The following is a 286-nucleotide window of genomic DNA, read 5'->3' as shown; positions in this document are numbered from 1 at the left end:
TCGGCGCGACCCTCCAGCAGATCGCCGAGCTCACCGCGTCCGGCTGCCAGATCGTGCGCGTGGCCTGTCCCACGCAGGACGACGCCGACGCCCTCCCGGTGATCGCGAGGAAGTCGCAGATCCCGGTGATCGCCGACATCCACTTCCAGCCCAAGTACGTCTTCGCCGCGATCGAGGCCGGCTGCGCGGCGGTCCGCGTGAACCCCGGCAACATCAAGCAGTTCGACGACAAGGTCAAGGAGATCGCCAAGGCGGCCAGGGACCACGGCACCCCGATCCGCATCGG

The 286-nt window shown here is 68.9% G+C and carries 1 protein-coding gene; it reads left to right on the top strand.

The genetic code is table 11. From position 1 onward, the window contains the following. Positions 1–286 (top strand): flavodoxin-dependent (E)-4-hydroxy-3-methylbut-2-enyl-diphosphate synthase (locus tag ADK41_RS12875; protein WP_159043967.1); only part of this gene is annotated, 286 nt, incomplete at both ends.

Origin of the sequence: Streptomyces caelestis (assembly GCF_001279005.1) — a bacterium.
In the GTDB taxonomy this organism is placed as follows: Bacteria; Actinomycetota; Actinomycetes; order Streptomycetales; family Streptomycetaceae; genus Streptomyces; species Streptomyces heliomycini.
This window is presented reverse-complemented; position numbering and strand designations above follow the sequence as displayed.